22 protein-coding genes, 1 tRNA gene and 2 pseudogenes are annotated in these 24596 nt (G+C 39.5%); 9 read left to right on the top strand and 16 right to left on the bottom strand.

Annotated features, from left to right (window positions below):
- Positions 1-12: 12 nt before the first annotated feature.
- The 3 genes from HG267_RS16160 to psbZ form a co-directional block, all read right to left on the bottom strand.
- Positions 13-84 (bottom strand) — tRNA-Gly (locus tag HG267_RS16160).
- Positions 85-302: 218 nt separating this feature from the next.
- The gene (ribH, locus tag HG267_RS16155) at positions 303-881 is read right to left on the bottom strand and encodes a 6,7-dimethyl-8-ribityllumazine synthase (protein WP_045871918.1); all 579 of its coding nucleotides are present in this window, start codon (positions 879-881) and stop codon (positions 303-305) included.
- A gap of 185 nt (positions 882-1066) precedes the next feature.
- Positions 1067-1255 carry a photosystem II reaction center protein PsbZ gene (gene psbZ, locus HG267_RS16150; RefSeq protein ID WP_045871919.1) on the bottom strand — a complete coding sequence of 63 codons (189 nt, stop codon included), beginning with the start codon at positions 1253-1255 and terminating at the stop codon, positions 1067-1069.
- A 289-nt stretch (positions 1256-1544) separates the two neighbouring features.
- Between psbZ and HG267_RS16145 the strand changes: the two genes are divergently transcribed.
- A complete protein-coding gene (locus HG267_RS16145; RefSeq protein ID WP_045871920.1) occupies positions 1545-4277 on the top strand; it encodes a CBS domain-containing protein in 2733 nt (910 codons plus the stop codon).
- A gap of 71 nt (positions 4278-4348) precedes the next feature.
- Positions 4349-4936 carry a Uma2 family endonuclease gene (locus tag HG267_RS16140; RefSeq protein WP_045871921.1) on the top strand — a complete coding sequence of 196 codons (588 nt, stop codon included), beginning with the start codon at positions 4349-4351 and terminating at the stop codon, positions 4934-4936.
- A 190-nt stretch (positions 4937-5126) separates the two neighbouring features.
- Here HG267_RS16140 and HG267_RS16135 read toward each other — a convergent pair whose 3' ends face one another.
- Together HG267_RS16135 and HG267_RS16130 are read right to left on the bottom strand one after the other, a co-directional pair.
- Positions 5127-5351 carry a type II toxin-antitoxin system MqsA family antitoxin gene (locus HG267_RS16135; RefSeq protein WP_045871922.1) on the bottom strand — a complete coding sequence of 75 codons (225 nt, stop codon included), beginning with the start codon at positions 5349-5351 and terminating at the stop codon, positions 5127-5129.
- A 498-nt stretch (positions 5352-5849) separates the two neighbouring features.
- Positions 5850-6092, bottom strand: a pseudogene (locus HG267_RS16130) (XisI protein); the annotation flags it as partial.
- 1 nt (position 6093) lies between these two features.
- Here HG267_RS16130 and HG267_RS16125 point away from each other — a divergent pair.
- Positions 6094-6606, top strand: a pseudogene (locus tag HG267_RS16125) (transposase); the annotation flags it as partial.
- 357 nt (positions 6607-6963) lie between these two features.
- Here the strand turns inward: HG267_RS16125 and petE are convergent.
- The 4 genes from petE to HG267_RS16105 form a co-directional block, all read right to left on the bottom strand.
- A complete protein-coding gene (petE, locus tag HG267_RS16120; protein WP_045871924.1) occupies positions 6964-7380 on the bottom strand; it encodes a plastocyanin in 417 nt (138 codons plus the stop codon).
- Between the two features lie 379 nt (positions 7381-7759).
- Positions 7760-8257, bottom strand: a complete 498-nt coding sequence (psbV2, locus tag HG267_RS16115) for a photosystem II cytochrome PsbV2 (protein ID WP_045871925.1) — start codon at positions 8255-8257, stop codon at positions 7760-7762.
- 153 nt (positions 8258-8410) lie between these two features.
- Complete coding sequence (gene psbV / locus HG267_RS16110; RefSeq protein WP_045871926.1) at positions 8411-8902, bottom strand: photosystem II cytochrome c-550; 492 nt, start codon at positions 8900-8902, stop codon at positions 8411-8413.
- Between the two features lie 107 nt (positions 8903-9009).
- Entirely contained in the window at positions 9010-9225 is a 216-nt protein-coding gene (locus HG267_RS16105) for a hypothetical protein (RefSeq protein WP_045871927.1), read from the bottom strand.
- A 116-nt stretch (positions 9226-9341) separates the two neighbouring features.
- On the opposite strand from HG267_RS16105, the gene HG267_RS16100 reads away from it, so the two are divergent.
- A complete protein-coding gene (locus HG267_RS16100) occupies positions 9342-9611 on the top strand; it encodes a hypothetical protein (RefSeq protein WP_210403112.1) in 270 nt (89 codons plus the stop codon).
- Positions 9612-9703: 92 nt separating this feature from the next.
- Here the strand turns inward: HG267_RS16100 and HG267_RS16095 are convergent, their stop codons facing one another.
- The 3 genes from HG267_RS16095 to HG267_RS16085 are packed head-to-tail and all read right to left on the bottom strand — an operon-like array spanning position 9704 to position 11707.
- Complete coding sequence (locus HG267_RS16095; RefSeq protein WP_045871928.1) at positions 9704-10540, bottom strand: carbohydrate ABC transporter permease; 837 nt, start codon at positions 10538-10540, stop codon at positions 9704-9706.
- On the bottom strand, positions 10537-11445 hold the full coding sequence (locus tag HG267_RS16090) for a carbohydrate ABC transporter permease (RefSeq protein WP_045871929.1): 909 nt from the start codon (positions 11443-11445) through the stop codon (positions 10537-10539). The genes HG267_RS16095 and HG267_RS16090 overlap by 4 nt, the downstream gene beginning before the upstream one ends.
- Positions 11432-11707, bottom strand: a complete 276-nt coding sequence (locus HG267_RS16085; protein WP_263420067.1) for a hypothetical protein — start codon at positions 11705-11707, stop codon at positions 11432-11434. Before HG267_RS16085 ends, HG267_RS16090 begins: the two co-directional genes overlap by 14 nt.
- A 139-nt stretch (positions 11708-11846) precedes the next feature.
- Here HG267_RS16085 and HG267_RS16080 point away from each other — a divergent pair, with 139 nt between their 5' ends.
- Positions 11847-13409, top strand: coding sequence for an NAD(P)H-quinone oxidoreductase subunit N (locus HG267_RS16080; protein ID WP_045871930.1), 1563 nt, complete (start codon positions 11847-11849; stop codon positions 13407-13409).
- A 193-nt stretch (positions 13410-13602) separates the two neighbouring features.
- Here HG267_RS16080 and HG267_RS16075 read toward each other — a convergent pair whose 3' ends face one another.
- The 4 genes from HG267_RS16075 to HG267_RS16060 form a co-directional block, all read right to left on the bottom strand.
- Positions 13603-14877 (bottom strand): sensor histidine kinase, encoded by a 1275-nt coding sequence (locus tag HG267_RS16075; protein WP_045871931.1) that lies wholly within the window; start codon positions 14875-14877, stop codon positions 13603-13605.
- Between the two features lie 2 nt (positions 14878-14879).
- Positions 14880-17678 (bottom strand): hybrid sensor histidine kinase/response regulator, encoded by a 2799-nt coding sequence (locus HG267_RS16070; RefSeq protein WP_045871932.1) that lies wholly within the window; start codon positions 17676-17678, stop codon positions 14880-14882.
- 477 nt (positions 17679-18155) lie between these two features.
- Positions 18156-18524 (bottom strand): hypothetical protein, encoded by a 369-nt coding sequence (locus tag HG267_RS16065; protein WP_045871933.1) that lies wholly within the window; start codon positions 18522-18524, stop codon positions 18156-18158.
- A 19-nt stretch (positions 18525-18543) separates the two neighbouring features.
- The gene (locus HG267_RS16060) at positions 18544-18690 is read right to left on the bottom strand and encodes a hypothetical protein (protein WP_155539404.1); all 147 of its coding nucleotides are present in this window, start codon (positions 18688-18690) and stop codon (positions 18544-18546) included.
- Positions 18691-19647: 957 nt separating this feature from the next.
- On the opposite strand from HG267_RS16060, the gene HG267_RS16055 reads away from it, so the two are divergent.
- The 4 genes from HG267_RS16055 to HG267_RS16040 all read left to right on the top strand — a co-directional run bounded on the left by HG267_RS16055 (position 19648) and on the right by HG267_RS16040 (position 24553).
- Positions 19648-20361 carry a hypothetical protein gene (locus HG267_RS16055; protein ID WP_045871934.1) on the top strand — a complete coding sequence of 238 codons (714 nt, stop codon included), beginning with the start codon at positions 19648-19650 and terminating at the stop codon, positions 20359-20361.
- Between the two features lie 125 nt (positions 20362-20486).
- Positions 20487-22082, top strand: coding sequence for an NAD(P)-binding domain-containing protein (locus HG267_RS16050; RefSeq protein WP_045871935.1), 1596 nt, complete (start codon positions 20487-20489; stop codon positions 22080-22082).
- A 21-nt stretch (positions 22083-22103) separates the two neighbouring features.
- Positions 22104-23645 carry a flavin-containing monooxygenase gene (locus HG267_RS16045; protein WP_045871936.1) on the top strand — a complete coding sequence of 514 codons (1542 nt, stop codon included), beginning with the start codon at positions 22104-22106 and terminating at the stop codon, positions 23643-23645.
- A 143-nt stretch (positions 23646-23788) separates the two neighbouring features.
- Positions 23789-24553, top strand: a complete 765-nt coding sequence (locus HG267_RS16040) for an SDR family NAD(P)-dependent oxidoreductase (RefSeq protein WP_045871937.1) — start codon at positions 23789-23791, stop codon at positions 24551-24553.
- The last annotated feature ends 43 nt before the right edge of the window (positions 24554-24596 follow it).

Raw genomic sequence — 24596 nt, 5'->3', positions numbered from 1 at the left:
TTATTTTTATAAAGCGGGTAACGCGATTCGAACGCGCGACATTCACCTTGGCAAGGTGACGCTCTACCACTGAGCTATACCCGCATTGCTTAACACATTTAATATAATGTCATAAATATCCTGGTTTGTCAACCCCCTGATTGAAGTTTTGAGTCAAGGAGGGGATTGGGGGATTAGGGACTGGGGACTGGGAATTAGGAAAAAAATGACTTTTGAACGCCAGTTGCTACAACGGGGGAAACCCCCACAACGCACTGGCTCCTTTTGTACAGACGCGATGCATCGCGTCTCTGCGACTCTTGTTAGCCCAATTCTTCAGACTCAGGGGAGAAATTGCCGATGCTGGCGCTGGGGAAAGATGCTGGTAGAGATGGGCTATTACGGGCGTATGGCTCTGCGAGATTAGAGCGCAATTGCCGCATCAGGCTGGCCATTTCTAAGGCATTCATAGCGTATTCCCAGCCATGATTACTTTTTATCCCGGCTCTTTCTAAAGCTTGCTGCATGGTGTCTACTGTCAAAATGCCAAAAATTACAGGCACACCAGTTTGAAAGCTTGCGGCGGCAATGCCTTTGGCTACTTCTGAAGAGACATAATCGAAATGGGGTGTTTGCCCGCGAATGACAGCGCCTAAACAAATAATGGCATCATAGCGATGAGAAAGCGCTAATTGCCGGGCGACTAATGGTACTTCAAAGCTTCCAGGAACCCAAACGTAATCAACTTGCTTACCTTGGGGGTCGGGATCTACACCGTGGCGTTTCAAGCAATCTTGACATCCCTCTAACAGCTTTACGGTAACTAGGTCATTAAATCGACCAATTACCAATGCAAACCGCAAAGGTTCTGTTTGAGTAAAAGTTCCCTCAAAAACTGCCATGACCGCCTCTTTACAAACTATACATCAAGGCTAATATACATTTCTTCTGCAAAGATAGAAGAGCAGAAGAACACAATCAGCTAAAAAGAACAAGGCGAAAAAATAAATTCACCTCAATTACTCTTTAGCGTAGCTCTTCTGCTCCTGAATATTTTTGCTATTTAACTGTGTCTCTAAGCGATCGCTTACACTACAAAAAAGTTTAATAGCCCTACTAAAAGTACCAAAGCGATCCAAACTCCAGAACCTAGCCAGAGTAGTTTTTTCGACTCTACCCAATTTTGGGGGGTCGCATAGGCAACAGGAACGCCAATAACTAATACAAAAGACAGCAGAACCAATCCTAACAAAGCAATTTGGAATATTATGGTCATTTTTGCTTCTCCCAAGACAGCGAAATACTAAAGATAGAATATCGTACAGGGCAATACTGACATTTCCTTATTTGTTAAGCTATCAGAAATTGCGTCACTATAGTCATTAATCCCAAGTCCAAATCATGAATGTTGCTTAGTCCTTCTGGAAGTGCAAAGGATAAGGGAGATAGGGAAGACAAGGCATAAATATTTATATTACTATGCCCCATGACGGCAGTTGCTCCACTTGGGGAGACCCCAAGACCGCACTGCCTCCCCCATGCCCCATGCCCCTTGACCCTTGACTATGGACTTAATTCTTTGCCACACTACAGCTGATTTTGACGCACTGGGCGCTGCGGTAGGGCTGACGCGGTTACAACCAGGTAGCAAAATTGTACTAACAGGCGGCGCTCATCCACCTGTACGAGATTTTTTAGCATTGCATCGTGATGAATATCCGCTGATTGAAAGGCGTTCGGTCAATCCTGAGAAAATTCGTTCTATAACCGTGGTCGATACTCAACAGCGCGATCGCTTGGGTAAGGCTGCTGAATGGTTCGATTTACCCAATGTCAAAAATATCATTATCTACGATCATCACCTGGGACAAGATACAGATATTCCCGCCACTCAAACTCATATTTCCTCAGTAGGAGCCACTACAACTTTAATGGTGGAGCAATTGCAACAACAGCAAATCTCTCTTACACCATTTGAAGCTACAGTTATGGCTTTGGGTATCCATGTGGATACAGGTTCGCTAACATACGAACAAGCCACGCCACGAGATGCTTTAGCTTTGGCTTGGTTAATGCAACAGGGAGCCAGCTTGTCTGTAATTTCGACTTATCGAGACCCTGGTTTGTCACCGCAATTACAGCAGCTATTAACTAAGGCACTGGACAATTTAGAATATCTTTGCTTGCGTGGATATACGATTGCTTGGGTAACTTTAAAAACTAATGAATTTGTGCCAGGGTTATCAAGTATTGCTTCCCAACTAGTTGAGTTAACCGAAATTGATGCTTTACTGTTGGCAAACGAATACCCTTTGACAGAAGATGAATCTCGGTTAACAATAATTGGGCGATCGCAAATTCCCGAGACTAATCTCAACGAATTATTCCAACCTCTAGGCGGTGGGGGTCATTCGCAAGCAGCATCCTTAAATTTACGCGGAGTCGATTCTCAAGCTGTCCTCAAGCAACTCCTAGATGATTTTAAAGCCACAATTCCCCATCCCCTCACAGCTAGGGATTTGATGTCCTCCCCTGTCCGCACTATCCGTCCGGAAACCACAATTACGGAAGCACAGCGGATTATGTTGCGTTATGGACACTCCGGTTTATCTGTAGTTGATGCTGAAGGGCAATTATTAGGTATTATTTCCCGCAGAGATATTGATATTGCTTTACACCACGGCTTTAGTCATGCACCAGTTAAAGGCTACATGACATCCAATATCAGGAGTATTACACCCGAAACAACATTGCCACAAATTGAGGCGTTGATGGTGACTTATGATATTGGACGATTACCAGTATTAGATAATGATCAACTAGTTGGAATTGTCACCCGCACTGATGTATTGCGAGAATTACATCAAAATAGCGCCGAGTTCCGAGAGATGGATTCTCAGTCGCAATTTCCTCTCAAAACTCAAGATTTAGGACTCAGCACAGAATTAAAAAATCGCCTGACTCCCCAATTATGGCAATTGCTTACCCAAGCATCTCAAGAAGCCGAAAAACGAGGTTGGCATTTATATTTGGTTGGGGGTGCAGTCCGGGATTTACTATTAGCTGAGGGTGCTAGCAAGACTTTAATGATTAAAGACATCGACTTAGTAGTTGATGGCTTCCATAAAGCCGCAGATGTGGGTGCTGGTGTCGAACTAGCCAAAGCGTTACAACAAATACACCCAGAGGCGCGCCTAGAAATTCACGGTGCTTTTCAAACTGCGGCTTTGCTATGGCACAAACACCCAGAATTAGATTCATTATGGGTAGATATTGCAACGGCTAGAACTGAATTTTATCCTTATCCTGCTGCGAATCCGGAGGTGGAAGCGAGTTCTATTCGCCAAGACTTATACCGCCGAGATTTTACCATCAACGCTATGGCACTGCGGCTGACTTCTTCCCGTCCTGCTGGGAGAACACAGCAAGCTGCACCCCTACTCGATTTCTTTGGCGGATTACTAGATTTACAAGCCAAGAAAATTCGCGTTTTACACGCCAACAGCTTTATCGAAGATCCCACCCGGATTTATCGCGGTGTGCGTTTTGCTGTCCGCTTTGGATTTGATATTGAAGCACAATCAGAAGATTATATTCGCTATGCCATTAATAGCGGTGTTTATGATCGCACTGCTCAAGAGAATAGCAGAACTCCAGCTTTACAAACTCGCCTCAAAGCCGAATTGAAACATATTTTGGAAGCGCCTTACTGGAAACCTGCTTTACAATTACTCGATAACTTAGGCGCATTGCAGTGCATTCATCCCACCTTGAAATTAGATGAGGATATCTTACGAGAATTGCGTTTATTAGAGTTATGTTTGCGAAGATTTGACCGCCAACAAACTTTAATTCATTGGCAAATGCGTTTAGAAACTTTAATTGCTCACTTATCACCTAAATATAGAGAAAAAGTTGCCAAAAATCTGCAAATGCAAGAAGAAAGTATTAGCAGATTGCAAACTTTAGCCCATGTACAAGCTGAGGTAATAGCATCATTATCTAATTTTCAATCTCCCAGTCAGATAGTAAATTTATTGCGACAGCAGGATTTACAAACACTGATTTTAATTGCTTTGAAAAGTCCACGAACAATCCGAAGACAGATTTGGCATTATTTAACAGTTTGGGCTAATGTTCAACCTATTCTCAACGGTAATGATTTAAAGCAACTTGGCTACAAACCAGGCCCCCAATATCGCCAAATCCTCGACGATTTACTCACAGCAACTTTAGATGGCATAATCAACAATAAAACAGAAGCACAAGAATATTTAAGCACGCATTACCCTCAATAAATTCTCTCCTCTCTGCGTCTCTGTGCCTCTGCGTGAAAAAAAAATTATTTTAACTTTATCTTACCGCTTTTATGCAAACACAAACACAAAAAATATTCTACACACCAGAAGAATATCTCCAACTGGAAAAAACATCGGAATTTAAAAATGAATATTGGGATGGAGAAATTGTACCAATGGCTGGCGGGACAACTAATCACAACGAAATCGCTCTCAATTTTTGCACCAATTTTAAATTTACAACGCGAGGTAAAAACTACAAAATATATATGGGTGATGTCAAATTGTCGATACCGCGTTATCGCATTTACACATATCCAGATATTATGGTCATTCAAGGAGAACCAATATATGAGGGAAATGGTACTACTACAGTGACAAATCCATTATTGATTGTAGAAGTATTATCTAAATCCACAGAAAACCACGATAGAACCAATAAATTTAGATTTTATCGTTCCATCCCAACATTAAAAGAATATATTATGATTGACCAGTATGAATATCTAGTTGAGCAGTTTACTAAAAATGCTGATAGTCAATGGGTATTAACTGAATATGAGTCTGAAGATGCAGTATTATCACTTCAGAAAATAGACTTTCAAATTCCCTTTAGTGAAATTTATGCAGGGGTGAATTTTGAAGTAGGCGAAGAATGAATTTTGGCTTGTCTTTCAATTCGCATCTGGCGCATTTTTTCTGACAAATGTTTTTTTCTGACTCTATGACTATATTCTATCCATTGAAATATTTTAGTGAAAGCGATCGCACTACATGAAGGGCTTGGAAAAAAGGCGATCGTATTCTTAACTAGCTAGATTAAATTGAAAATTCACTATTAGCATAAGACTACGCTGCATATCTTATAATCTCGACCTCTGCGCCATTATTCACAGCTATTTCTGCCCTTTCTAGGACTTGTTCAGTAATGGAATCACTTAAATAATATTCTCCGCAGTTATCACAAACTTCTGCTGGAAATTTTTTAATTATGATAATACATTCATCTCTTTCTAAGGTAACAGTTACTAAACCAGGTTTAGTTTCTCCGTGCTTGCAAATGACACATTTCATAGTTTTTGTCTCCTAATTATAAAATCATTTGACCAAATGTTTTGATCGAGAATATAAGCAGTTACTACATATCCTGTATCTGTAGATTCATCATATGAATATACGACATGAACAGGTTTACCTTTGAGTTACGGCTTGATTAAATATTCTTCAGAGTTACGATATTTAGTAATTAACTTACGTGTTTTTAGGGGTGAATAAAGCAGCATGGAAAGTGCGGATAAACTGGTTCCAGTTAGTGCCAACAAAACTAATGGATTTAGAAAGCCTGCTATTATCCCAGTTCCTGCGCTAGCTCCAAATCCTAATGTTAGTAGTACTTGTAGCCATAGCTACCACCACAGTCATTAAAAACAACCCAATTAAACTACCAAAGGGTATCTTTCGCTTGTCATGTCTAGCAAGGGAACGCACAAGTCAAGTTATTTTTAAAACGGAAAGATTATCAATGCTGTGCCTCTACAATTTGTCTTAACACTAGGTACATGACCGAAATAGTTACTCTACAGCATAAGCGGTGAATTGCCGTTTAAAAGGCGAATAAAAACCAATTACAATATCATAATTAGGTACACCACACTCCACTAATTTTTCCGCAATCAGTTCTTCCGTACCATTATATTGAATCCATATTTTTCCATTTAAAATATCAAAATGTAGCACAGGGCCAAATACCCTTTTATCGCCATTCCAGCCAACATAAGCTAATTGATAATGGTCGTTGTCATTATCAAAAATCAATTATGTATTTTTAGACCATATTAGTTGGGATAACTTTAATGAATCAACCGACTTCAAAACACAAATAGAATCAAATAAAAACTACACTGGATATTATCCAGAATCAGTTCACGTTGATAAAATTTATCGCACCAGAGAAAACCGGGCTTGGTGTAAAGAACGAGGTATTAGAATTAGTGGAGTTCCTTTAGGAAGACCTCCAAGAAATCTGAGTAAAGAAAAAAAGAAGCAAGCTTTACAAGACGAGAGAATTCGTAATTATATTGAAGGCAAGTTTGGAGAAGGTAAAAGAAGGTTTAGCCTGGGTAGAGTGATGGCGAAACTCTCTCATACTTCTCAAACAGCAATTGCTATTACTTTTTTAGTCATGAATCTTTCTACTCACTTGTCACGGGTTTTTTATGCCTTTTTCTGTCTATTTTTAAAAAATAGACCTTTTTTAGAGATTGACATAATTGAACATTATGATTTTGCTAGCTATGGGCAACAAAAACTTATCTTTAACCTTGTTTAAATAACTAGTCAACCCAAAAGAATTGCTTTTTTATGACTTTTTCAGCAACCCCTAAATAGGTTTGTTCGCCTAATGTTTTTGAAAGCGACGTTGTAAAGATACCCGACTTTTTCAAAAAGTCGGGTATCTAAATTCCGCGAAAGTCAGCGTCGCGCCACGAGTCATAGTTGATCACTTATTCCCCTGACGGGGATGAAAAATATGGCACTGGAGGGTCAATTCCTTTAACTGCTTGACTCTCCAGTTTTGGGGCTACCAGATATCCCCATGATTAAAATCTCAACTATAGTTTGTTGCTTCTTGGCTAATTTTGTTCAACAGCAAAGATAATTATCTGGTGTTCGCAATTGCTGCTAATTATTGGACAGTGATTGTACCAACCATACCAGCACCACGGTGAGGTTCGCAGTAGAAGGTGTAGTCACCAGCAGGTGCATCTGCGGGGATGGTGGTGGTTTGCTTTTGACCAGGATTCATTAACAATTGCTTGTGAGACAATGATTTAGCTAAATCAGCGCTCTTTGCAGGGTTTTTAGCTGTATCAAATACAACGTTGTGGGGAGGAACTTTGTTGTTTACCCATTCAATGGTGTCGCCAGGTTTAACGCTTATTTTTTTGGGTTCAAATGCCAACATTCCTTTGTCAGTCCCTAGCTTGATTTGGTATGTGTCAGCCGATGCGCTGGGAGTAAAAACAGCAAAGCTGCTCACGACTAAAAGAATTGTCAAAACAGCTAGGCTAAAACGCCGCCAGCTTGCTGCAATTAATTTCATGGCTTCTCCTAACAAACAGTTTTTAATTTCTCTTTCCTATTTTAAATACAAATAACGCTAAATACGACAAACTGTCATAGATAATTTTTTTTGTAAAATATCGCCAACCAATACTGACGCAAAATCTGAAAAAATGTAAACCTGGAACGGCTTACCGCAGACTAGGAAAGAGAAATTCCTAGTTTCTTACCCTATATGACGTATAGAAGAGTCAGGAAGCAGAATTTTAGAGATTTATTGCATCAACCCTATCAACGCCCATTAATAAAAAGTTGTGCAATCAGTAATAAATACTAGATTGACATATAGCAAAATATCTGTATATGAAGAGGTTTAGTACTCAGGTAAAAATAATTTTATAGAAAAGCTGCATCAATGTTCAAAAATCTTCTTGGCCCCAACCAGGAGCTTTTTTTGCTGCGGCGAGAACAAAAGCTGCTAAACTCTCTATTTGCTGTTGTGGCAAAAAATTGGGTGTTAACTGCCGACACCAATAAGTTTCTTGACTACCATCATAGGTCATTGGCTGGCGCATAAATTCTATCAGCGCGTTAATGCGATCGCGCGGCGGATTCGCACCCTGGAGTGTTGTTAGCGCCAGGGATACTTGAGGATCGGGTAAAGTTGCACCACCAACATGGCAATTAATGCAGTTGGCTTCAAACAGTTTTTTACCCACAGATAATTCTACAGGTGAAAACAGACGCGTATTACCCTGTGCATCCATTTCCAGGGCAATTGGCTCAGTGACATGTAAATATCTACCTATATAAGGGTCAATATTGGCAGCGTGAGCTATTAAGCTACTGCTGTCATAAAAAACAAAGAAAATCACCAAAACCAGGAAAACACAACGAGCCAAAAATTTATCCAACATACACAAGCAGTATATTGCGATCGCGTTCCCAAGGTACTGAGATCTAGATTCTCAGTCCTGAGTCTTTGAGGAAGGGAATTAGCGGGTAATCTTAAATCCCTAGTCCCTAAATCTCAGAACTCAGCACCCAGACCTCAGCACTAATGACTAGATTTAGTAGTAAATCTTACCGCCGCCCCACTTAGTACCTACAACTTTGGGTTGTAAGAGAATATGACCAGCGATCGCTTCTAAGTCGTCATCAGTTAGGTTTCTCATTTCTGTGAAAATATCTGCACTCTTGGTGCTGGGGTGTAATTCTGAGATATCTTCTTCACCGTCATAAGTAGTAGGATTCTTCATGTAATCCACCAAACCTTCAATATTATTACGGTTTGGTGTAGCCAGTGATAATGCTTCTGGTTCCAGCCCTACGTTTTGGTTAGTCTTAGTTACACCACCAACGTGACATTGAGCGCAAGCGTATTGAAATAAACGTTTACCTTCTTTGACTTGTTTCAAGCTGAGTACAGTTGTATCACCTTTGTCATTTAATGTTACTGTCCGGGTGGCTTTATCCAGTTCTACGGCTGTCGCATTACCGACAAACAACTGAAACGTTAATAAAACAGTAGCTACAACAACGCCAATTAATCTTCTAAACATGTTTCCCCTTAAAGATTTTGACACTCAACACAGCTATTTAGCGTGACTCAATCTCCATGTTGTTATTTGTTCATTGCTATAAGCCAAAGCCATAGCAACAAAGCCCTTCAGGTGGCTTCAGTTTCACCCAACAAGCCGCTAGTACTTATGGGATATTTTTCAGCCAATATGTGAGAAATAATTGCCTTTGCAGCCGCCAACGCCAAATGGGTCTTTTGGTGTTTATCGGCAATTAAGAGGTGGTTGTACAGAGAAAACCCTTTCTCCACAGTATTCCTGCGGTCTGCTGCTATCTCTGCGATCCATAGGTCTGCAAAACCCATAATGTTTTCTTAACTGATATATAGAGATTGAGTCGCTGTAATACCAATATCACGTTAAGAGTGCAATTTGTCGCCCAAAATACTGTTCTTGTAGTGGGGAGAGTGGGGACTGGGGATTGGGGATTGGGGATGAGGGAGATGAGGAGGATGAGGGAGATGAGGAGGATGAGGGAGTAGGGGAGGATGAGGGAGATGAGGAGGATGAGGGAGATGAGGAGGATGAGGGAGATGAGGAGGATGAGGGAGATGAGGAGGATGAGGGAGATGAGGAGGATGAGGGAGATGAGGAGGATGAGGGAGTAGGGGAGGATGAGGGAGTAGGGGAGGATGAGGGAGATGAGGAGGATGAGGGAGATGAGGAGGATGAGGGAGTAGGGGAGAAATAATTAATGACAAACACCCAATTACCAATTACCAATTACCAATTACCAATTACCAATGCCCAATGCCCAATGCCCCATGCCCAATGCCCATATTATTACCCCTTCCCCCCCGTAAATGTGACACTTTGAATAAAGTAACGGTTGAAAAAGGCGTAGATTCCCAAGGCTGGTAGAGTGAAGACCATCGAAGCTGCCATGATGTAGTTCCAATAGCTGATGTATTGACCTTTGAAGGTGTTTAATCCTAAAGGGAGGGTAAACATTTCGGGGTCGAATAAAATTACCACAGGAAGCAAAAAATTATTCCAGCTACCCATAAATACAAACACTGCTTGGGCGGCGAGGGCTGGTTTGGCTAAAGGTAAGACAATATGCCGAAAAATTTGTAAGGTATTTAAGCCATCAAGTTGTGCGGCTTCTTCTAGTTCTTTAGGAAAATTAACGAAAAATTGCCGCATCATGAAAATGAAAGTGGCATTAACCATGCTAGGCACAATCATGCCTTGGTAAGTGTTGAGCCAGCCGATCGCTTTTAAAATTAAAAAGGTGGGAATCAGGGTAATCTGAGCAGGAACGGCTAAAACCGCTAAAATTAGCAAGAACCAGAAGCTTTTACCCGCAAAGCGCAATCTAGCTAAGGCATAACCTGCCATTGAGTTCAGCAGTAAATTTAAAATTGTCACACTGAGAGCAATTAGCACACTGTTAAATAACCAGCGCCAAAATAGGGGTTCTTGTAAGAATATTTGCTTGTAGTTATCAAAGGTAAAATTTTGTGGTATCAAATTGGGCTCTCCACTAACAATTTCTGATAGCGGCTTAAATGAGGCTGAAAGCGCCCATAAAAAAGGAATTAAGGTAATGACAGCATAGAGTGTAAGTAAGGCATAAAAAAGTATTCTCAGCCAGGGAAAGTGCAAGATTTTACTCAAATTCTCTCACCTCCAAACAATCGCTGCTGAATCAAAGTAATCGCAATAATAATTGCTGCTAGCAAAAAAGCGATCGCAGCTGCATAACCCATCTGTAAATTCCGAAATACAGCTTGGTAGATTAACAGTACAACAGTGAGGGTGGCATTATTTGGCCCACCAGTCCCGCCAGAAAAAATATAAGACTGATCGAATAATTGAAACGTGCCAATTATCCCCATAGCGACAACAAAGAAGGTAACTGGCTTGAGTATGGGGATAGTAACATGAATAAATTTTTGCCAACCATTTGCCCCATCCAGTTCTGCGGCTTCGTAAAGCGATTGGGGAATATCCTGCAACGCTGCTAGGTAAATCACCATGAAAAACGGCGCTGTAGACCAAATATTCATCATCATGATGCCTTTGAGGGCAACGGCTGGATCTCCTAACCAGTTATATGTAGGTAATCCCAAAGCCGCGAGAAAATCATTTAATAGCCCATCGGTATTGTAAATCCACATAAAAATCAGCGTTAGTACGGCTGAAGATGTGACCGTTGGTAAAAAATATAGGATACGCCACCAATTTTTTCCCCGAATGCCAGAATTCAGCGTTACAGCTAAAATTAAAGCCAGGATAGTTTGGCTGGGCACAACGATCGCCACATATTCTGCTGTATTTCTCAAAGCAATCCCAACGCGCTCATCTTCAACCAAGCGTGAGAAATTGCGAAAGCCGATAAACTGGTACTCAATACCCCCAAGCAGCTGGACTTTGTGCAAGGAAAGAAAGACAGCATAGAGAATCGGCAGAATCACAAAAATGCCCAAAACTAAAATAGTAGGCATCATAAATAGATATCCAGCCAGGTTTTCTGTCATACTCCACCTGGGATTTCTCTGCCGTCTCCTACTTTCCAACATAATTAACCTCCCCTGAATCTCGCATCAACCCAGCTGTAGCGAATGGCTGTGCATGATTATTGATCGTACTGCTTATGAGGGAGATTAGGGGGATGAGGTAGATGAGGTAGATGAGGTAGATGAGGGGGATGAGGGGGATGAGGGGGATGAGGGGGATGAGGTAGATGAGGGAGAAATACCCATTACCCAGTCCCCAATCCCCATTACCCCTTATCCCCAGAGGGGGCCCCGAGTTCCCCAATCCCCAGTCCCCAATCCCCAATCCCCAATCCCCAATCCCCAGTCCCCATTCGATTACTCTATGGAAACCGACAGAAAGGTTTATGGAACTTTAGTTCAGAACAATAGATAGAATGAACAAAGTTAGCCTTGATGTCTAATCGCCAAAACCTATACAACTCATGGATTTTGCTAATCTTGCATCCCAGTTAAATGCTGGAACGATTTTACCAGAGGGTATTGTCATACTCACCCTTTTGGGGGTTTTGATTGTTGATTTGATTTTAGGGCGTACATCTTCGCGCTGGATTGGGTATCTGGCGATCGCAGGTTTACTTGCGTCGATTGTCGCCCTGTATTTTCAATGGGATGCTACTAATCCCATTGCCTTTAGCGGTGGCTTTAATAGTGACGACCTTAGTATCGTCTTTCGCGGGATTATTGCCTTATCTGCCGCAGTCACCATCTTAATGTCCATTCGCTACGTGGAACAGAGTGGCACGGCTTTAGCAGAATTCATTGCGATTTTGCTTACCGCTACCCTAGGAGGAATGTTCTTATCCGGGGCTAGTGAGTTGGTGATGATTTTCATCTCCTTAGAAACCCTGAGTATTTCCTCTTATTTGTTAACCGGTTATACCAAGCGTGACCCGCGCTCTAATGAAGCGGCGCTGAAATACCTGTTGATTGGTGCTTCCAGTACAGCAGTATTTTTATATGGCGTATCGCTGCTGTATGGCTTATCAGGTGGACAAACAGAACTGAGTGCGATCGCTAATGGCATTGCTACAGCTCACATTGGTCAATCATTAGGTATAGTGATTGCCTTGGTGTTTGTGATTGCCGGGATTGGCTTTAAAATTTCTGCTGCACCCTTCCACCAATGGACTCCAGACGTTTACGAAGGCGCTCCTACCCCAGTGATTGCCTTTTTATCTGTCGGTTCCAAAGCAGCAGGTTTTGCCTTAGCTATCCGCTTACTCACCACCGTCTTCCCCTTGGTTGCTGACGAGTGGAGATTCGTCTTCACCGCCCTTGCAGTTCTCAGCATGATTTTGGGTAACGTAGTCGCCCTCGCCCAAACCAGCATGAAACGGATGCTGGCTTATTCATCCATTGCCCAAGCTGGGTTTGTGATGATTGGCTTGATTGCTGGTACTCAAGCTGGATATTCCAGTATGATATTTTATTTACTGGTCTATCTGTTCATGAACCTGTGCGGTTTTACCTGCATTATTCTGTTCTCTCTCCGGACAGGAACCGACCAGATTGCCGAATACTCTGGTTTGTATCAAAAAGACCCACTGCTCACCTTGGGTTTAAGCATTTCCCTGCTGTCTTTAGGCGGTATTCCCCCACTAGCCGGATTCTTTGGGAAAATTTACCTATTCTGGGCTGGTTGGCAAGCAGGACTTTACTGGTTAGTCTTGTTAGGCTTAGTTACTAGCGTTGTCTCCATCTACTACTACATCCGCGTAGTCAAGATGATGGTAGTCAAAGAACCACAGGAAATGTCTGATGTGGTAAAAAATTACCCTGCCATCAATTGGAATTTACCAGGCTATAGACCTTTGCAGGTAGGATTGGTAGTGACTTTAATCGCTACTACCATTGCCGGGATTTTGTCAAATCCCCTATTTACCTTAGCTAACAATTCAGTTGCTCATACAGCCATATTGCAAACAGCTACAATTGTCAGCTCTCAAGCAAGTGCAGTTACTATCCAGCAACCCGAAGAGTTATAAATTGCCTCATATTGATCCCCCCTAGCCCCTTTAAAAAGGGGGAAAAGTTCTTAAAGTCCCCCTTAAAAAGGGGGATTTAGGGGGATCTAAAACGTTGTACTATCAATCAGAAGACTTTTAAACAATCCTCTAATAAACATGGGAAAAGCTCTAATATTTTTACCAAACACCCAACACCCAACACCAAAAACTATCAAATCGGCAAAGTAATTACAAATTCGGAACCATGACCTAGTACAGAATTTACCTCTATATTTCCCCCATGATTTTCCACAATGATTTGATGAGTAATCGATAAACCCAAGCCTGTGCCTTTACCCACAGCTTTAGTTGTGAATAAATGCTCAAATACTTTTGATTTAATATCATCGGGAATACCTAAACCATTATCTTTAAACTTAATCACAATAGAATTTTTATCTTCAGTTAAATTAGTTTGAACTTTAATATAATTAGGATTGTTTTCTATTTCTTGATAACTCCGCCCTTCATTAGACTCTTCTAAAGCATCAATCGCATTAGCTACTATATTCATAAATACTTGATTGAGTTGCCCAGCAAAGCATTTTACCTCAGGTAAATTACCGTAATCACGAATGACTTCAATAGCAGGACGAGTCTCACAAGCTTTTAAGCGATGCTTCAGAATTAAAATTGTGCTGTCGATGCCATCATGAATGTTAAAGGGAATTTTGACAGTGCTATCGGCACGAGAAAAGGTGCGAAGAGAAGCACTAATATCAGATATTCTTTCTACTCCCTTATGCATAGAAGTGAGTATGTGCGGGAAGTCTTCTAGGAGAAAATCTAAGTCAATTTTTTTGGCATGTTGAACAATTTCTGGTGTTGTAGCCTGATTTTTATAAAGGTTGATGTGGTCTATCAGGTCTTGCATATATTTTTGAGCATAGGTGAGATTGCCCCCAATAAAACCAGCCGGATTATTAATTTCGTGGGCAATTCCTGCTACCAATTGTCCTAAAGAAGACATTTTTTCACTTTCTACTAACCGCTTTTGAGATTGTTTGAGTTGCGCTACAGTAGTAGTTAATTCTGCTGCTCGTTGTTCTAGCTTTTGGTTGAGATGGCACAATTTTAAGTGGACATTTACACGCGCCAGTACATCTTCTGGTTGAAATGGCTTAGTGATATAATCTACAGCACCGAGAGTTAAACCTTTTACTTTATCGACCACATCTGATAAAGCCGTCATAAAAATAACTGGAATATCACGGGTCGATTCTTGTTCTTTTAATCGGCGGCAAGTTTCAAAGCCATCAATTCCCGGCATCATCACATCTAATAATATCAGGTCTGGAGAGACTATTTGTAATTTTTCCAGAGCACTTTCGCCACTTTTAGCAACTAAAACACGAAAACCCGATGCTTGCAAAAACTCAAACAGTACCTTGGCATTAACTGGGTTATCCTCAACAATCATAATCAAATTTTGTTTATCACTAAGCATATTTACAGCTGACCAATGTACTGTTTGACTAGTTTAATAATTGCTTCTTCATCTAGATTTTGAGTCAGTTCTAGAAGCTTGGTAGTAAAAGGTAAATATTTATTATTTAAATTTTGTAGTCTTTGGGCTTCCTGCTCAACTCCTGTAATATCGCCAATTGTGGCAGCATTCACCAAAGTTTTTAATTCCTCTGTGGCAGGAAATACCCATTCTTTAGGCGAATATTCATTAAAAATTACTGATTTTGGGATCTTATGATTGGTTTCTTGATAAATCCAAATTATTCCTAAATGCTGCTGAATTTTGGCTAATAAATCTTCTGATTCCACAGGTTTAGGCAGAAAATCATTGCAGCCAGAATCATAACTTTGTTGTCGGTCAACTTGGCAGACATTAGCTGAAGACGCAATGATAATCGGGTGGGAAAATTCTCGTTGAGAACGTAAATTTCGCGTCATTTCCCAACCATTAAGTAAGGGCATTACAACGTCAGTGATGATTAAGTCAGGATTCCAAGCCAAGGCTTTCTCTAATCCTTCTTGCCCATTGACTGCTTGCATTAGTGTAAAACCAAGAGGTTCTAAAAAATTAACAATCACAGAGCGATTTTCCCATCGGTCATCAACAACTAGAACCTTGATTGGGTGATTACCTTCATAACCAACAATGTTATTAGTAGTCTTCTGGGTAGCTAAATCAATCCATTGCTGTGATACTTGCAAGTCCACATCAAACCAAAACTTACTACCTTGGCCTAAAGTACTTTCTACATGAATTTCACTACCCATCATTTGCACGATTTGCTGGCTGATAGCTAACCCAAGTCCAGTTCCCTCTGCCATGCGCTGCTTATTGCCCACTTGTTCAAAAGGAAGGAATATTTTATGTAATTGCTCTGGACTCATGCCTAGGCCTGTATCTTCAATTTGAAATCTAATTTTAATTATAGGTAATTGTTTATAGTCGCTATGATTCGTGATTTCCGCTTCTGTCTGGTTTGACAGATTATCAAATTTAGCCGCATTACTTAGCACATCGACTTTAAAGATTACTTGACCAGAATCTGTAAATTTGATGGCATTACCTAATAAATTCAATAAAACTTGGCGTAACCGTTTTTCATCAGCAAATAGAGCTACAGGCAGTTTATTAAATTCTTGGTAAATAAAACCGATTTCTTTTTGTTCAGCTTTAATGCGACAGATTTCAAAAATGCTTTTGAGGAAATTAGCGAAGTGAAAATCGTGGGGGAATAATTCCAGCTTGCGGGCTTCAATTTTGGAGATATCCAAAATATCGTTAATCAGTGTTAGTAAATGGGAACCACATTGGTAAATAATGTCAAGTCCCTCCTGTTGCTTAAAAGTCACATTTTCTTCCATCCCTAAAATCTGAGCATATCCCAAAATACCGTTGAGCGGTGTCCGAAGTTCATGGCTCATATTTGCCAGAAATTCACTTTTGGCATTGTTTGCACTGTCAGCAATTTCTTTAGCTGCTTTTAATTCGGCGGTACGTTCTTCAACCCTAGCTTCTAGTTCAATAAAAGCAGTTGCTAACTGTGTAGCCATTTGATTAAAAGATTGTGCCAAACTTTCTAGCTCATCTATACCTTTAATTTCGACTTTCTGGTCGAGTTTTCCGGAAGCGATCGCTAAACTCGCAGCCTGTAAACTTAAAATTGGTTGTGTAATCCACCGGGATGTGAAAATGCCGATCGCAGTGGCCCATACTAAGGCTATTAAACATAAAATAATGCTAGTGCGGGTATTTTCGCTGATTTGTGCCATAAATTCCGATTCCGGCACAACTACAACTACTAACCAATCCAAACCAAATTTGTCTCGCCAAGGGTTAATGTGGATATACTGTCTCTCACCTTGCAAGATAAAATTTGTTTCTTGGCTTCCTTCTATCTGCCGAAAATCACCATATTTCTGCTGTATATACTGGGCTGTTGCTTTAATTAAAGAGTCTTGACTATTTAAGGCTGATAGTCTTTCTGCTTTGCCATTAATCACCTTGTATGGTAATTCATTTGCAGAAGAAGCTACTATTAATCCAGAACGCTCCAAAATAAAAGTTTGACCAGCTTTACCAATTTTCAAATTAGCTAAAAAAGTACTAATCTGTGACAATATCAAATCAACGCTTAATACTCCAGCTATCTGATGATCTCGATTGTAAACAGGATAACTAGAAGAGATAGAAAAAATATCTGGTTTATCTTCCCATTGATAAATTTGACTCCAGAGTGGTTTATTAGCTTTAACTGCATCTGCATACCAAGCTTCTTGACGCGGATCGTAATCTTTGACTTCTTTTAGTTGATTAATATTGCCTTGGCTGTCTGAACTATAAACATAAAGTTTACCGAGACGAGTTTTTTGAGAAACTTCATTAATTAACAAATTGCCATCATTTAATCTTTCAACGCCAATAAACTCACCTTTAGGGTTAGCAAAGCTAATATAGCCAATATTAAACACCTGCATTTGCTTCCAAAAATAAGTTTCTGATTTCCGAAAATCTTGCAAGTTGAGCATTCCCAACTTACTAGCATCCAGGTTAATTTGATTGATTTGATGAGGAGTTACTAAATAAGTATCAAGATGCTGGGTAACAATTCTGTTGACTTTTTCGATCAACTGGCTAGCCAGATCATTAACTGCTTTTTCACCATTCCTAAAAGAAAGATAGCCCACTAGTCCCACAGCCGTAAATATCTGAATTACAAAAGGCAGAATCAGAATAAGTCGCAGTGGTATTTTTTTTGATTTTTTTAATATAAAGTTAGTCATAAAATTTCTACTATTAAAATTTATGTGTAAAACTCATATTTAATTTTTGAAAAAAGTAAGTACACTATTATTTCTTCTTGCCCTTCGGGTGAATCCTTCACATACGCTACGCGAGCAGCCGTTGCTCATGGGGAAAACCCCCTTGGCGCTAGCCTCTCCTCTTGGGAGAAGACTGCTTCACCTGTTCTCCCTTCTCTATTAAGAGTTACCTCCCTAGGCAAATAATTTCAGGAATCAAAACTGATTTAGCTATCACTGAGAAGACTAAGTATAAAAACTATCATAAACTTAAAAGCACAGCAGGGTTTAAAGATTATTCTTCTTGCCAAATACATTGCTAGATAGGAATAGCGATCGCAAATTTCTCACCCTGCTTAGTACAAAATATACCTTCTAGTTTTTGCTCCGGAGTAGCAAGTGCGATCGCACTACTTGCTGGCACTAATCCCAGGGTAAGTATAGAGGGTTAGACATTCCTCAACATCCTGCATCTGTTGTCAAAGCATAGCTGTTGTAGCCAATCTCCTGAAATACCTGTATTTTTTTACAAAAATAACGACCTGAACCTCGGAAATTACGCAAGTTTAGGCATCCTACTTCTATTGCATCGGCATTGATTTGATGAATTTGATGAGGCGTTGCCAGATATCTATTTAAATTGTGATTGACAAGTATGTTAACCTTACTCATTAACTGTTCAACAAGGTTGTTGACAGCTTTGTGTCCATTTTTAAAACAGAAATAACCTACAAATCCCACTGCGGCAAAGACTGGGATTAAGAATGAGACATCGACTATCAGCCGTAGAGATAACTTCTGGTAAATAGAAACACCAGGATATGTCATGGTTTTCGGTTGTGAGCATTTAGAACAATGAAGAGTAAACTCTTACCAGCATTAGTTTGCCCATTCTCCGAGTGTAGATATCATACAGTTTCAATGCCTGGGAATTGAGGCGATCGCTGAAAAATAAATTAGCTGCTTTCAACTTTTTAATTTTGTCATCTGTCATCAGTATTATTTCTTGAATATCCAACTGCTACTTAATTGCTGAGTGTAGACTGCTATATTGAGTTTTTGCGTTTTTATTCCAAAAAATTTTTGATATCTGCGTAAAAAAAAACTATATGTTAACAAGTCCTGACATTTAAGTGATTTTATATAATTTATATGTTACTTAAATTACGAAAATTTATAAATGATTTTTATTAAAATTTTAAAATTAATAAACAAAAGTTTTGCTTATTGTTATCTGTAATACATGTTACACCGCAATTCACAGATATATATTTGCATCTGATAAAAATCAACCTATATTTGCAAAAATCTCATGCATAGGTTAAAAAAATATGTGTATAGAGAAATTCAGTAATTTTTACAACAATGTACTTGTTGAGCTTCATTTATTTATATTAAACCCATATAATTACTGATCTTTTTTTGAATAAAAAATTAAAAAATGATTACATTCATCAAGGAAGAATATTTCTAACTCTACTTTTTAAGGATGTAAGCAAAACTAAGAGCAGACAAAAATATTCGCTAATTCTATCCATTACTGTTCAATAGTCTTAATTTTAACTCATCTAGACATCAAGCTATTACACAGTTAAACATTTTTATAGCTTCAGGGTACAAAGTTGTAGAAGAAGCTATCTGTTGCAGATATACTGTCACTGAATTTCTCACAAACAGCAGATATATGCATATTTAGGTTGATTTAAGCGCAGACAACCTAAATTAGATTTGGAAAACTTAGCTGATGTTTCAGTGTTGGATTTCCTGATATCAAAATAGATGAGATTTAAATCCTGAATAATGAGCAATGACATAGACGCATTGGCGCTTTCCACATGGTAATACAAATGACATGCCGTACCAGTTACTGTTAATTAAATTTCTTACATATAGATAGTTTGAAATTTCACAGCCTGTAAATCCATAAATATTCAACATCAGAGTAATAGATATGAAAGAAGTTCTAGATTTCATCCAATATAAAAAGCAAGAATTTGCTCAGTTGCCATTATTTAATTTTATGCGTGACCAAAGCATAGACCCGAAGCAAAGATTAGCTTGGGCACCATGTGCGGCTTATTTCATCATGAATTTTGGCGAACTGAACAAATATTTTCTCCGGGTAGAACCCACAGAAGATCCTTTGCAACTTATCATCAACAAACATACTTATGAAGACGATCATCATTGGCTTTGGTTTTTGGAAGATCTCAAGCGTCTAGAACTGGATCAATCACTAAAATTTAGTGAAGCTTTGAGATTTCTCTGGAGTGAAGAAACAGAAAAATCACGCTGGTTAACATATCAACTGTATCGCCACACTTTACAAGCTACTCCTATCCAGAAATTGATAGTTATTGAAGTTGTGGAAACAACTGGTAACGTGATGTTTTCAACAGCAGCAGATATTCAGCAAGAACTGAAGTCCATTACCCACAAAGAATGCTTATATTTTGCTGATTTTCATTTAGCTGTGGAAACTGGACATACAACAGGTTTACCTGGCATAGAAGAATTTATCAGAAATATTAAACTTACCGAAGAAGCTCGCATAGAGGCTTATGAATTAGTTGATAAGGTATTTGCAGCCTTCACTGAATTTACGCATTCTCTTCTAACTTATGCTGAAAAATACCAAGTACAGCAACTATCTAATGTTGCATGAAGCAAATTTACTAGTCTGTATAAATTGTAACCATAATTTCTATATCACTAGTCCGTTTGTTTTCTACACAGATAAATCATCATTAAGTTCATCCACTTTCGTCAAATAACGAGGTAACAAACAGCATGAACGTACTAACATTTGAGTATTTGATAATTGGTGCTGGCCCTGCTGGATTACAATTAGGTTATTTTCTAGAAAAAGCTAACCGAGATTACCTTATATTAGAATCAGGTAGTACGCCAGGAACATTTTTTCAAAAATTCCCCAGACATAAGAAATTAATTTCTATTAATAAATTTTATACAGGATATAATGACCCTGAAATTAATCTCAGATGGGATTGGAATTCACTTTTAAGTGATAAGGAAGAAATGCTCTTTAAGAACTATAGCAGAGAGTATTTACCCAATTCCGATGACCTTGTGAGATATCTAAATGATTTTGCTAACCACTTTCAACTCAAAATTAAATATAACTGCCGAATTTCTAGAATTGCCAAAAATGAGCAATTCATGATTATCGACAACCAAGGAACAGTTTATTGTGCAAAATATCTGATCGTTGCCACAGGTTGCTCTAAACCCTACGTTCCAGAAATTCCTGGTATTGAATTTGCTGAAAATTATAATGATGTAACTATCGATCCTGAAAATTTTGCCAATCAAAAAGTATTAATTATTGGCAAAGGTAATTCCGGATTTGAAACTGCTGATAATTTAATTGGCACAACTTCCTTGATCCATATAGTAAGTCCAGAACCCATATCTTTATCATGGAAAACCAAATATGTAGGTCATCTCAGAGCAGTCAATAATAATCTCATAGATTCATATCAACTAAAATCACAGAATGTAATTTTAGATGCTGTTGTAGATAGAATCGAGTATACAGAAGGGAAATATATCGTAACTTTTACGTATGATCATGCTAATGGAGAAGTTGAAGACATCATATATGACCGTGTGATTGTATGTACTGGATTTCATTTTGATGCTTCTATCTTTGATGAATCATGCCAGCCTGAACTAACTATCAACAACCGCTTTCCAAATCAGACTAGTGAATGGGAATCAACCAACATTAAAGACTTATATTTTGCTGGAATCCTGATGCATATGCGGGATTTTAAGAAGAAGCAATCTGGTTTTATTCATGGATTCCGTTATAACATTCGAGCGCTTTACCAAATCTTAAGTTATAAGTACCACAATCAAGAGCTACCCTATCAATCTATTCCTCTGAATCCCGAAAGCTTGACAGAAGCAATTATCAGACGAGCAAATCAAAGTTCGGCCCTATGGCAGCAAACAGGCTTTCTTTGCGATTTAATTATTGTTTCTAAAGATGATTCAACAGTCAAATATTACCAAGATCTGCCAATAGATTATGTTCGTGAAAGTGAATTAGGTGAGCATGAACACTACTATACTGTCACACTAGAATTTGGATTAGATATTATCTTCTCCAGCCCAGATCCCCTTGCAGTTGAGCGAATACATAAAGATGATGTTGAACGAGCTGCTCTAAGTTCTGGTATTCATCCTATTATCCGGCGCTTCTGTGGTAATCAGCTAGTAGCAGAACATCATGTTATTGAAGATATTGCTAGTGAATGGTTGGAAGAGGTACATATTCAGCCATTAATCAAATTCTTGCGTAACCAACTTTCCACAGATGTATCTCATTCTGTAGTTGAGTCAACTGCTACTTCTATATGAGTCTAATGGAGAGAATGCAAGATGACAGTGAAACAAGTATGCGTCATTGGAGCTGGAATCAGCGGATTAGTCTCAGCCAAGACATTTCTAGAAGAGGGCTACGAAGTTACAGTCTTCGAGAAACACAAAGGAATCGGCGGCGTATGGGAAAAATCGAGAATTTACCCAGGCGTAACGACTCAAACACCTCGTGATATGTATGCTTTTTCCGATTATCCTATGCCTGCATTCTATCCTGAGTCTCCCACAGGTGAGCAGGTACGGAATTACCTAGAGTCCTACGCCCAGCACTTCGGCATTGCACAAAGAATTTGCTTCCAAGCAGAAGTTACTAATATCGCCAGAAAAACTGGGGAAGGGACGGGATGGATTGTCACAGTCAAAAATCATAATAACGATCAAGGGAAAGCAAAAGAAGAAAAGCACGAATTTGATTTTGTCCTCATCTGCAATGGCACTTGTAATATCCCAAATACACCTTCCTTTCCTGGTAAGCCAGAGTTTATGAAATCTGGGGGATTGGTCTTGCATTCTACTGATATTAATGATGATTCTCTGATTCAAGGTAAACGGGTTGTTGTTATCGGTTTTGCAAAATCAGCGGCTGATATAGCAACTTTCGCTGCTGACAAAGCTTCTGAATGCACGCTTGTTTTCCGCCAAGCTTCTTGGAAAATACCTAGATACTTTCTCGGATTCATTAACATCAAATATCTGATGTTAACGCGCTTGGGACAAGTTTGGTTTCCGTACCGCAAACTTCGCGGAGTAGAGCGGCTATTGCACACAGTAGGCAAGCCCTTAGTCTGGGCTTTTTGGCGAACTTTAGAGATGGTACTACGCCTACAGTTACGTTTAGATGCTTGTGGGATGTTGCCTGAAGAACCAATCGAAGGATTTATCAACTGTCCCTTAAGCATAACTACGAAAAACTTCTATAAATATGTGCGTCAGGGCAAAATACGTGCCAAAAAGACAACCATAGAACGGTTTGTTCCTGGTGGTGTGGAGTTGGCAAATGGTGAACGGTTATCAACAGATGTCATTATCTTGGGAACCGGATTCCAGCAGAATATCCCCTTTTTGCAAGAGCAGTACCGTCAGCAGATTATTGATAAACAGGGTAACTTTCACCTATATCGCAATCTCATTCATCCTCATGTTCCTAATATGGGTTTTGTCGGCTACAACAGCATTTTTTCTTGCACGCTCTCATCGGAGATTGGCTCTCGGTGGCTAGTGGAATATGTCAAAGGCAACTTAGTATTACCCTCATGCTTGGAGATGTTAAAAGATATAGAGGAAGAGTTGGAGTGGAGGCAGACTAAAGCACCAAGAGGTTTATACAGTGCAACATGCTTTTTCCCTTTTAGTTTTCACTACTTAGACTATCTAATGCGTGACATGGGTGCTAGCATTCGTCAAACAGGCTCGATATCAGAACTTATGAAGCCTTTAAGTCCATCTGCCTACAAAAATCTCCGGCAAGAATTACAAGCGAAAAGACCGATATCTGTGAATTATTTTCACCCTGTTTTGTCACTTTTGGAAAACAATCATTGAAGTGAAACTCTGAGACTTTAATGTAATCAAGCTTTACCCGGATTTCTCACAGAAACTAAAATTTGTAGCCAAAGCATGAAAAATAAAGCTCCCAAAGGCTTTCAGGCATTGGCTTCTCCCAAATTGACAAAGTAGGGTTAATTATGGAATTAGCTAACAAAATAGCTCTAATTACAGGAGCAAGTTCTGGTATTGGGCGAGAGACTGCAAAGCTTTTTGCCTTAGAAGGAGCTAAGGTGGCACTTGCAGATATAGATAGCGTCGGTGGACAAACACTCATTGATGAAATCAAATTATTTGGTGGTACTGCTCTATTTCATCCAGTGGATGTTTCCGTAGAAAGTGAGGTTCAAAATTGGATAGCTGGAGTAGTTCATGAATGGGGTGGTATAGACATCCTAGTTGCCAACGCTGCGGTTATGGTTATAGGCACTGTAGAGCAGGCAACAGAGTTAGATTGGGATCGAGTTTTAGCAGTAAATGTCAAGGGTTATGCTTTTTGCGCTAAGTATGTAACTCCCCAAATGCGCCAACGTGGCGGCGGAGCAATTGTGAATCTTGCTTCTATTAGTTCATTCGTTGCTGTACCTGCATTTGCACCCTATAACACTAGTAAAGGAGCGATTTTACAACTAACTCGAAGCCTAGCCTACGATTTAGCACCTGATAATATTCGTGTTAACTGTGTTTGCCCAGGGCCGATTTATACTTCTGCTGTACAACAAGTTGCCACTTCTTTGGGTTTAAGCGATGAAGATTTAGTCAAGCAATTTGCACCATTAACTCTCTTGAAGCGCATGGGACAACCACAGGAAGTGGCAAATGCGATTCTCTTTTTAGCTTCTGATAAAGCCTCGTTTATTACAGGAACACCACTCATGGTAGATGGAGGCTATACTGCCTACTAAATGATACTAGCTCTCCAAAATAAAGCTAAATATACATAGCGAG

Source organism: Tolypothrix sp. PCC 7601 (assembly GCF_025677855.1).
Lineage (GTDB): Bacteria > Cyanobacteriota > Cyanobacteriia > Cyanobacteriales > Nostocaceae > Aulosira > Aulosira diplosiphon.
This window is presented reverse-complemented; position numbering and strand designations above follow the sequence as displayed.

Coding starts and splice junctions, on each gene's coding strand:
- HG267_RS16040 (WP_045871937.1), top strand. CDS start 23,789: ATGGAATTAGCTAACAAAATAGCTCTAATTACAGGAGCAAGTTCTGGT.
- psbV (WP_045871926.1), bottom strand. CDS start 8,902: ATGTTTAGAAGATTAATTGGCGTTGTTGTAGCTACTGTTTTATTAACG.
- HG267_RS16105 (WP_045871927.1), bottom strand. CDS start 9,225: ATGGGTTTTGCAGACCTATGGATCGCAGAGATAGCAGCAGACCGCAGG.
- HG267_RS16070 (WP_045871932.1), bottom strand. CDS start 17,678: ATGACTAACTTTATATTAAAAAAATCAAAAAAAATACCACTGCGACTT.
- psbV2 (WP_045871925.1), bottom strand. CDS start 8,257: ATGTTGGATAAATTTTTGGCTCGTTGTGTTTTCCTGGTTTTGGTGATT.
- HG267_RS16145 (WP_045871920.1), top strand. CDS start 1,545: ATGGACTTAATTCTTTGCCACACTACAGCTGATTTTGACGCACTGGGC.
- HG267_RS16135 (WP_045871922.1), bottom strand. CDS start 5,351: ATGAAATGTGTCATTTGCAAGCACGGAGAAACTAAACCTGGTTTAGTA.
- ribH (WP_045871918.1), bottom strand. CDS start 881: ATGGCAGTTTTTGAGGGAACTTTTACTCAAACAGAACCTTTGCGGTTT.
- HG267_RS16055 (WP_045871934.1), top strand. CDS start 19,648: ATGAAAGAAGTTCTAGATTTCATCCAATATAAAAAGCAAGAATTTGCT.
- psbZ (WP_045871919.1), bottom strand. CDS start 1,255: ATGACCATAATATTCCAAATTGCTTTGTTAGGATTGGTTCTGCTGTCT.
- HG267_RS16060 (WP_155539404.1), bottom strand. CDS start 18,690: ATGACAGATGACAAAATTAAAAAGTTGAAAGCAGCTAATTTATTTTTC.
- HG267_RS16140 (WP_045871921.1), top strand. CDS start 4,349: ATGCAAACACAAACACAAAAAATATTCTACACACCAGAAGAATATCTC.
- HG267_RS16065 (WP_045871933.1), bottom strand. CDS start 18,524: ATGACATATCCTGGTGTTTCTATTTACCAGAAGTTATCTCTACGGCTG.
- HG267_RS16080 (WP_045871930.1), top strand. CDS start 11,847: ATGGATTTTGCTAATCTTGCATCCCAGTTAAATGCTGGAACGATTTTA.
- HG267_RS16075 (WP_045871931.1), bottom strand. CDS start 14,877: ATGCTTAGTGATAAACAAAATTTGATTATGATTGTTGAGGATAACCCA.
- petE (WP_045871924.1), bottom strand. CDS start 7,380: ATGAAATTAATTGCAGCAAGCTGGCGGCGTTTTAGCCTAGCTGTTTTG.
- HG267_RS16090 (WP_045871929.1), bottom strand. CDS start 11,445: ATGTTGGAAAGTAGGAGACGGCAGAGAAATCCCAGGTGGAGTATGACA.
- HG267_RS16050 (WP_045871935.1), top strand. CDS start 20,487: ATGAACGTACTAACATTTGAGTATTTGATAATTGGTGCTGGCCCTGCT.
- HG267_RS16045 (WP_045871936.1), top strand. CDS start 22,104: ATGACAGTGAAACAAGTATGCGTCATTGGAGCTGGAATCAGCGGATTA.